10 protein-coding genes are annotated in these 7042 nt (G+C 55.4%); 6 read left to right on the forward strand and 4 right to left on the reverse strand.

Translation table 11 applies throughout. The features are described from left to right. The 4 genes from ACIQ0R_RS10040 to ACIQ0R_RS10055 form a co-directional block, all read left to right on the forward strand. On the forward strand, nt 1-440 hold a 440-nt coding region (locus ACIQ0R_RS10040; protein ID WP_395826756.1), incomplete at its 5' end, for an amino acid--tRNA ligase-related protein. A gap of 207 nt (nt 441-647) precedes the next feature. Beyond that, on the forward strand, nt 648-1112 hold the full coding sequence (nudB, locus tag ACIQ0R_RS10045; protein ID WP_395826759.1) for a dihydroneopterin triphosphate diphosphatase: 465 nt from the start codon (nt 648-650) through the stop codon (nt 1110-1112). 12 nt (nt 1113-1124) lie between these two features. Continuing rightward, entirely contained in the window at nt 1125-1937 is an 813-nt protein-coding gene (locus ACIQ0R_RS10050) for an endonuclease/exonuclease/phosphatase family protein (RefSeq protein ID WP_395826761.1), read from the forward strand. A 59-nt stretch (nt 1938-1996) separates the two neighbouring features. Continuing rightward, entirely contained in the window at nt 1997-3166 is a 1170-nt protein-coding gene (locus ACIQ0R_RS10055; RefSeq protein WP_395826763.1) for a phosphatidylserine/phosphatidylglycerophosphate/cardiolipin synthase family protein, read from the forward strand. Nucleotides 3167-3246: 80 nt separating this feature from the next. On the opposite strand, the gene ACIQ0R_RS10060 is transcribed toward ACIQ0R_RS10055, so the two are convergent. The 4 genes from ACIQ0R_RS10060 to ACIQ0R_RS10075 all read right to left on the reverse strand — a co-directional run bounded on the left by ACIQ0R_RS10060 (nt 3247) and on the right by ACIQ0R_RS10075 (nt 5502). Beyond that, complete coding sequence (locus tag ACIQ0R_RS10060; RefSeq protein WP_395826766.1) at nt 3247-3963, reverse strand: anti-sigma factor domain-containing protein; 717 nt, start codon at nt 3961-3963, stop codon at nt 3247-3249. Continuing rightward, nucleotides 3963-4547 (reverse strand): sigma-70 family RNA polymerase sigma factor, encoded by a 585-nt coding sequence (locus ACIQ0R_RS10065; RefSeq protein ID WP_395826768.1) that lies wholly within the window; start codon nt 4545-4547, stop codon nt 3963-3965. The genes ACIQ0R_RS10060 and ACIQ0R_RS10065 overlap by 1 nt, the downstream gene beginning before the upstream one ends. A gap of 281 nt (nt 4548-4828) precedes the next feature. Further along, nucleotides 4829-5239, reverse strand: coding sequence for a large conductance mechanosensitive channel protein MscL (gene mscL / locus ACIQ0R_RS10070; RefSeq protein WP_395826771.1), 411 nt, complete (start codon nt 5237-5239; stop codon nt 4829-4831). 74 nt (nt 5240-5313) lie between these two features. Further along, on the reverse strand, nt 5314-5502 hold the full coding sequence (locus ACIQ0R_RS10075) for a hypothetical protein (RefSeq protein ID WP_395826773.1): 189 nt from the start codon (nt 5500-5502) through the stop codon (nt 5314-5316). A 31-nt stretch (nt 5503-5533) separates the two neighbouring features. On the opposite strand from ACIQ0R_RS10075, the gene petA reads away from it, so the two are divergent. Together petA and ACIQ0R_RS10085 are read left to right on the forward strand one after the other, a co-directional pair. After that, the gene (petA, locus tag ACIQ0R_RS10080) at nt 5534-6154 is read left to right on the forward strand and encodes a ubiquinol-cytochrome c reductase iron-sulfur subunit (protein WP_395826776.1); all 621 of its coding nucleotides are present in this window, start codon (nt 5534-5536) and stop codon (nt 6152-6154) included. Between the two features lie 2 nt (nt 6155-6156). Next, the coding region (locus ACIQ0R_RS10085; RefSeq protein WP_395826778.1) for a cytochrome bc complex cytochrome b subunit at nt 6157-7042 on the forward strand (886 nt) is incomplete at its 3' end.

Raw genomic sequence — 7042 nt, forward strand, 5'->3', positions numbered from 1 at the left:
CCTTGCATCATCCGTTCACTTCGCCGAAGGACGGCCACGAAGACTTCATCGAAACCGATCCTGGCAAGGCAATCGCCAAGGCCTACGACATGGTGTTGAACGGTTGGGAACTGGGTGGCGGTTCAATCCGTATCCACCGCGCCGATGTGCAGAGCAAGGTGTTCCGCGCCTTGAAGATCAATGCAGAAGAAGCGCAGTTGAAATTCGGCTTCCTGCTGGACGCTCTGCAATACGGCGCACCCCCACATGGTGGCCTGGCATTCGGCCTGGATCGCATCGTCACGATGATGTGCGGCGCGGAATCGATTCGGGACGTGATTGCCTTCCCGAAGACCCAGCGCGCGCAATGTTTGCTGACACAGGCGCCGTCGGCTGTCGACGAAAAGCAATTGAAGGAACTGCATATTCGCCTGCGCTTGCCGGAGGCGAAAGTAGTCTGATTGCGGTTGCAACAGCCGTCATCAAAAAAAGCGCGGTTTTCCGCGCTTTTTTTATGGGAAATCAAAACCGGTTTATAGTGATGTTTTCTGAGATTGGGCAAGGTGGGCTGGTGTATTTTGCCCACCCGGCATTTGGTCGATACTACTGTTGTCAGGCAAAGCGCGGGCAAGATCTGTCCAACCCACGCGCAATAATAAAAGATACGCATGTATAAAATTCCCGAATCGGTTCTGGTTGTCATTTATACGGAAGATATGCAGGTCCTGTTGATGGAGCGGGCCGACAAGGCCGGGTACTGGCAATCGGTGACTGGCTCCAAAGATTTTCCGGATGAGGCGCTGCAAGTTACAGCGATGCGTGAAGTACAGGAAGAAACCGGAATCGTAGTGGCCGACCAGCCTGACGCCGTGCCGCCGTCGCACCTGAGCGATTGGCAGGTGACCAACGTCTACGAGATTTACCCGGTCTGGCGTCATCGCTATGCTCTGGGCGTAACGACGAATACCGAGCATGTGTTCGGGCTGCTGGTGCCGAGCGCAATCCCCGTCAAGCTGGCGCCGCGCGAGCATGTGCAATATCGCTGGTTAGCGTATCGCGAGGCGGCGGATTTATGTTTCTCGCCATCGAATGCAGAAGCCATTCTGCAGTTGCCTCACCATCTAGCCAGGTAGCCCGATCAATCCATGAAATTGCGCATCGCCACTTACAATATTCACAAAGGCGTTTCGTCGCTCGGCAACCGGCCTCGCGTGCACGCGTTGAAGCAGGCGTTGACACAAATGGAAGCCGATGTATTTTTTCTGCAGGAAGTGCAAGGTCGGCACGATCTGCTGGCTGCGCGCTACGCGGCGCACTGGCCGGATCAGCCGCAGCACGATTTCCTCGCTGGCGACTCACATCATGCCGCCTATGGCATGAATGCCGTCTACGATCACGGCCACCACGGCAATGCATTGCTGAGCCGTTTTGAGATCGCCTCGCAAAGTAATCAGGATGTTTCCGACCATGCCTATGAAGCGCGCGGCATCCTGCATTGCGTGCTGAAAACCGACAGCGCCGATATTCATTGCTATGTCGTGCATCTGGGCTTGTTCGGTGGCGGCCGGCGGCGTCAGACTGCGGCCTTGATCGAGGCCGTGCGCAGTTCCTCGCCGCCGGATGCGCCGCTGATTATCGCCGGCGATTTCAACGACTGGGGCAATCGCCTTAGCGACTTGCTGCGCATGCGGCTCAATGTCGCTGAAATATTCGACCAACGTGCCTCGCGCACCGGTGTCATGCGGAATGTCGGTTCTTATCTGCAGCAGTTGATGGGCCGCACGCCCAAGCTGAAACCGGCGCGGACTTTTCCGGCGGCTTTTCCCTGGTTGCGTCTGGACCGGATTTATTTGCGCGGTTTTGCGGTAGAGTCCGCTGAAGTTCTGCACGGCGCAGAGTGGGCAAAATTGTCCGACCATGCACCGATCCTGGCGACTCTGAAATTATTGTCGCGATGATCCATGGAAGTCGACCAGATGCCGCTTAGCTTCATGCCGTTTTATCTCAGTCTCTATCCATGCGGCCGGTGAGTTTTAGCCCAAATAATCACATCACGCTGTTGCATAGCGGCGCGGCGTTTTTTCCAGCGTTGATTGCCGCGATTGACGGCGCCCACGACGAAATCTATCTGGAAACGTATATTTTTGCCGCTGACGAGACCGCAATGCAGGTGCAACAGGCGCTTGCCGGCGCGGAGCAGCGTGGTGTCAAGGTTCGTATCATCAGTGACTGGTTGGGTACAGGTCGCCAGCGCTGCATGGCATTGAGTCAGGAGTTTCAGGCCGCAGCAGTGATGTATCGCGCCTTCAATCCCTGGTTCGGCCGCGGTGTGGCACGCATGCATCGCAAGATGTGCGTGGTAGATCGACAGACCGGCTTCGTCGGCGGCTTGAATATCATCGACGATATGATCTCTGACGATGATCAGCGCCAGCCGTTACCGGCAGCGCGCTGGGATTTTGCGGTAAGCATTAGCGGCCCCTTGGTGGCAACGATTCATCTCGAACTAGAAGAGCAATGGCTGCGTCTGAGCGACATGAAGCTCATGGCGCGCTTCCAGCAATTCAGACGTAGCCGCAGCCGTATCAGTGCCCCAGGTGCGAGCCAAGGCGCGGCGCTGGCGGGGCTGGTGTTGCGCGATAACCTGCGCAATCGCCGTACCATCCAGCGCGCTTATTTACAGGCGCTAGGCCGCGCCCGGCAGAGCGCTCTGTTGACCAGTCCGTACTTTGCGCCCGGGCGCAAATTGCGGCGCGCGCTGGAAGAGGCCGCCAAGCGCGGGGTCGACGTTATCTTGTTGTTGGGGGTCGGGCATTATCGTTTGCATGATGCCGTGAGTCACGCCTATTATCCACAACTGTTGAAGGCCGGCGTCAGGATCGTCGAGTATCGCAAAACAGCGCTGCACGCCAAGGTGGCGGTGATCGACGAAAACTGGGCGACAGTCGGATCCAGTAATTTCGATGGCTTGAGCCTGCTGGTAAATCAAGAGGCCAACGTGGTGATCGACGACGCCGAATTTTCGCGGGCTTTGCGACAGCAGATACAGATAGGTATCGCCGATGGTGTGGAAGTCGCTGCCAGGACGTTTGCCAATCTGCCCTGGTTGTCCCGCGTCTGGTACCGCACTGCTTTCTTGTTGTACAGGATGCTGATGTGGATCATCGCAATCGATAATCGAGAGTGAAGTTGGCGAACCCGGCTAGCGAATTAATTCAGCCAGTCAGGACGCCAGTGCTGCCGCACCGCGGCAACATCCGGCAGTCTTTAAATCTGCACCCAGGCGCCCTTGAATACGATCGGTCCGGTCGGGCCGTCGGCTTTAGGCGATCCGCCTTTCGGCTCCAAAGTAACCGCCAACACCGGCACGCTTGCGGGCGTGGTGCCAGCTGGCAGCGCCAGTGTTACGCTGCCGTTTGCTGAGAGCAGGCCGAGCGAACGCGGATGCCCCACCTTTGGCACCGCCCACAGTTCCAGGCTCTTGTCGGCCGCAATTGCTTGCGGTGCAACGACTTTGATCATCAGATGGCCGCCCTTGATGTCACCGGTAACGACCGCAATCGGTTGCGCCTGTTCGTTGCTCAACGTGGCAACATAAGAAGCAATTGGGGCGGCTGGCTCCAGTTGCTTGGTCAGCAATAATGAAGTCAGAATCAGGGCGGCAGTGGTTGAAACCAATCCTAGTCCGCGCCAGAAGCTCAGGTCTTCGCGTAAGGCCAGCCAGAATGACTGCTTGCGCTGCGGCTTGCTTGCCAAACCGAGCCGCGCCTCGATGGCTGGCCAGACTGAAGCCGATGGCACTGCCGTCGGGACCAGTTCTGCCATCGGCTGCAGGCGATCCTGCCATTCGGCGACAGCCGTGCGCAGCACGGCTTGCTGTTGCAGCATGCGCTCAAAGCGACGGCGCGCTCCGCCGCGCAATGTGCCAAGCACATATTCGGCCGCCAGTTTGTCGACGAGGGCTGAATTGAGATGAATATTCATCAAATAGTCCCCAACTTGCCAAGGCAGGTTTTCAGGCGCTCCAGTCCGCGTCGAATCCAGGTTTTGATGGTGCCGATCGGCAATTTCATTTGTTCTGCGACTTCGCTGTGCGACAGGTCGTGATAGAAAGACAGGGCAATGGCTTGGCGATGCAAGCCCTCAAGGCGTCCCAGGCAGTGCGCCAGCGCTTTTGCATCATCGGTAAGTTGCAGCGCTTCCAACGGTGTCGGGTCGGCGCTTTCCATTGCGTTCACGACTTCCTTGTCAAATGTATCGGCATCGATTTCAACGTCATGGTCAACACGCCGCAGATAATCGAATGCCTTGTTGCGCACTATGGTTGTCATCCATGTCATAGGCGCCGCGAGGCTGTCTTGATAGCTGCCCGCGTTGTTCCAAATGTTGACGAAACTTTCCTGCAGAACTTCTTCCGCCGATTCGCGCTTAACTAATATACGCAGCGCGAAGCCAAACAGTTTCGTCGATGTGGCATCGTAAAGCGCACGAAAAGCAGCGGCATCCTTACGTACAACTGCGGCAAGCCAGATTTTTAACTGTTCCGGCTGCAAGTCTTTAGATGACAATTCCGATTCCTTTACGCGTGCTGACCGAGTCGATCGCGGTGAGTCGCTGAATATTTTTGTTGTTGGGGAGCTAATCTGATTACCTCGCAGATTACCGCATGGGAACTAGCTGCGCAACTCGTGAGTTAGGCATCGGTTGGATCTGACGCTATCGCGATTTGTGGTGCCGCCAAGCAATGCGTAAAGTATCAAGTAGCGCAATAAGTAATGTAATAAGTAACGTATCAAAAAATAACCCGCTAGCAAGGTAGCGGGTTATTGGTTGAGGTAATTGTTGATTGCTATTTCTTTAACGAATCACGGATTTCGCGCAGTAGCAAGGTGTTTTCCGGATCTGCCGGTGCCGGCGGCGGCGCTGCACCGCGCAATTTATTGATGATGCGTACCATCTGGAAGATCACGAATGCCAGAATGACAAAATTCAGTGCAATAGTGATAAAGTTTCCGTATGCCAAGACTGCGCCAGCTTTCTTGGCTTCGATCAGAGTGAGTTGAGTACCCTGGCCATTCAATGGAATGTAGTGGTTGGCGAAATCGAGGCCGCCGAAAAGCTTGCCGACTACCGGCATGATGACATCTTGGACCAGAGAGTCAACGATCTTGCCGAACGCACCGCCGATAATGACGCCAACTGCCAGATCCATCACGTTGCCTTTGAGTGCAAAGGTCTTGAATTCTTCCATCATGCTCATGTTGCTGGTTCTCCATGTGAATGTTGACAGTGTGACGATACTTGGATCATAGCAAGATTGAAAGGGTGAATTTGTTAATTTCTGGCATTAAAAGGCTTGTCAGCATATTGTTGCTGCAAAGAGATGGACGTTTCTGCCAGGAATTGTGCGTAATTTGCAGTAAAGTTCGGCGAAGTTGCCTTGTTTTGTGCATCGGTATATGTATTTCCTTTAAAACAGTCTTCAGCTTCGATATAATCTAGGGTTGCGAGAAGTTCCGTCACAGGTTTCGTTTTTTGACTGATTGGGGTTGATATGAGTAACGAAAAGCAGGTCGATTCCGGTCGACGTGGCTTGCTCGTCGCAACATGTGCGACTGGGGGCGTGGCGGGACTGGCCACAGCGGGAGCTTTTGTTTCCACCTTCCAGCCGTCCGAACGTGCAAAAGCCGCTGGCGCTCCGGTAGAAGTGGATATTTCCGGGATTAAGTCCGGCGAGATGCAAGTTTTCGAATGGCGCGGCAAACCTGTATGGATCCTCAAGCGCACCGCCGAGCAGTTGAAAAGCCTGGAACATACGGTTGCTGAAATTGCCGATCCTGAGTCGCTCAAACCCTACACCATGGACTTGCCGGATTATTGCAAGAACAAATCAAACAACCGTGGCCATGCTGGCCATGAAGAAACCCTGGTCGTAGTCGGTATCTGCCCGCATCTGGGCTGCTCCCCATCGCAAAAATTTACCCCCGGCGCGCAACCCTCGCTGCCGGACGACTGGCAAGGCGGTTTCCTATGCCCATGCCACGGCTCCACTTTTGACCTCGCCGGCCGCGTCTCCAAGAACAAGCCAGCGCCAAACAATCTTGATGTGCCGCGTTACATGTATCTGTCGGACAGCAAGATCCTGATCGGTAAAGACGAGAAAGGTGAGGCTTAATCATGGCATTCCACGAAAAGCAACTGCCGGCCGATGCTCCTGTCGCCGACAAGGCGTTGAACTGGGTTGATGCGCGTTTCCCGCTGAGTTCCACCTGGAAGGCGCACCTTTCCGAATACTACGCGCCGAAAAACTTCAATTTCTGGTACGCCTTCGGTTCGCTGGCGTTGCTGGTGCTGGTGATTCAGATCGTCACCGGCATCTTCCTGGTCATGCATTACAAACCGGATGCCACGCTGGCGTTTGCCTCGGTTGAATACATCATGCGCGATGTGCCGTGGGGCTGGCTGGTGCGCTACATGCACTCGACCGGCGCTTCGGCTTTCTTCATCGTGGTCTACCTGCACATGGTACGTGGCTTGTTGTACGGCTCGTACCGCAAACCGCGCGAGCTGGTGTGGTTGTTCGGCGTCGGCATTTTCCTGTGCCTGATGGGCGAAGCGTTCATGGGTTACCTGCTGCCATGGGGCCAGATGTCGTATTGGGGCGCCCAGGTGATCGTCAATCTGTTTGGCGCCATTCCATTCATCGGGCCCGATCTGTCGCTGTGGATTCGTGGCGATTACGTGGTCTCGGATGCGACTCTGAATCGTTTCTTTGCGTTCCACGTGATCGCCATCCCGTTGGTCCTGATTGGCCTGGTTGTGGCGCACATCATTGCCCTGCACGAAGTCGGCTCGAACAATCCCGACGGTATCGAAATCAAGGAAAAGCTAGACGAAAAGGGCGTGCCGCTGGACGGCGTGCCTTTCCATCCTTACTACTCGGTGCATGACGTGATGGCAGTTGCGGTGTTCCTGATCGTCTTCAGCGCCGTGGTGTTCTTCGGCCCCGAAATGGGTGGCTACTTCCTCGAATACAACAACTTTATCCCGGCCGATTCGTTAA

The organism is Collimonas sp. (genome assembly GCF_044339385.1).
In the GTDB taxonomy this organism is placed as follows: Bacteria; Pseudomonadota; Gammaproteobacteria; order Burkholderiales; family Burkholderiaceae_D; genus Collimonas.

Coding starts and splice junctions, on each gene's coding strand:
- nudB (WP_395826759.1), top strand. CDS start 648: ATGTATAAAATTCCCGAATCGGTTCTGGTTGTCATTTATACGGAAGAT.
- ACIQ0R_RS10050 (WP_395826761.1), top strand. CDS start 1,125: ATGAAATTGCGCATCGCCACTTACAATATTCACAAAGGCGTTTCGTCG.
- ACIQ0R_RS10055 (WP_395826763.1), top strand. CDS start 1,997: ATGCGGCCGGTGAGTTTTAGCCCAAATAATCACATCACGCTGTTGCAT.
- ACIQ0R_RS10060 (WP_395826766.1), bottom strand. CDS start 3,963: ATGAATATTCATCTCAATTCAGCCCTCGTCGACAAACTGGCGGCCGAA.
- mscL (WP_395826771.1), bottom strand. CDS start 5,239: ATGAGCATGATGGAAGAATTCAAGACCTTTGCACTCAAAGGCAACGTG.
- petA (WP_395826776.1), top strand. CDS start 5,534: ATGAGTAACGAAAAGCAGGTCGATTCCGGTCGACGTGGCTTGCTCGTC.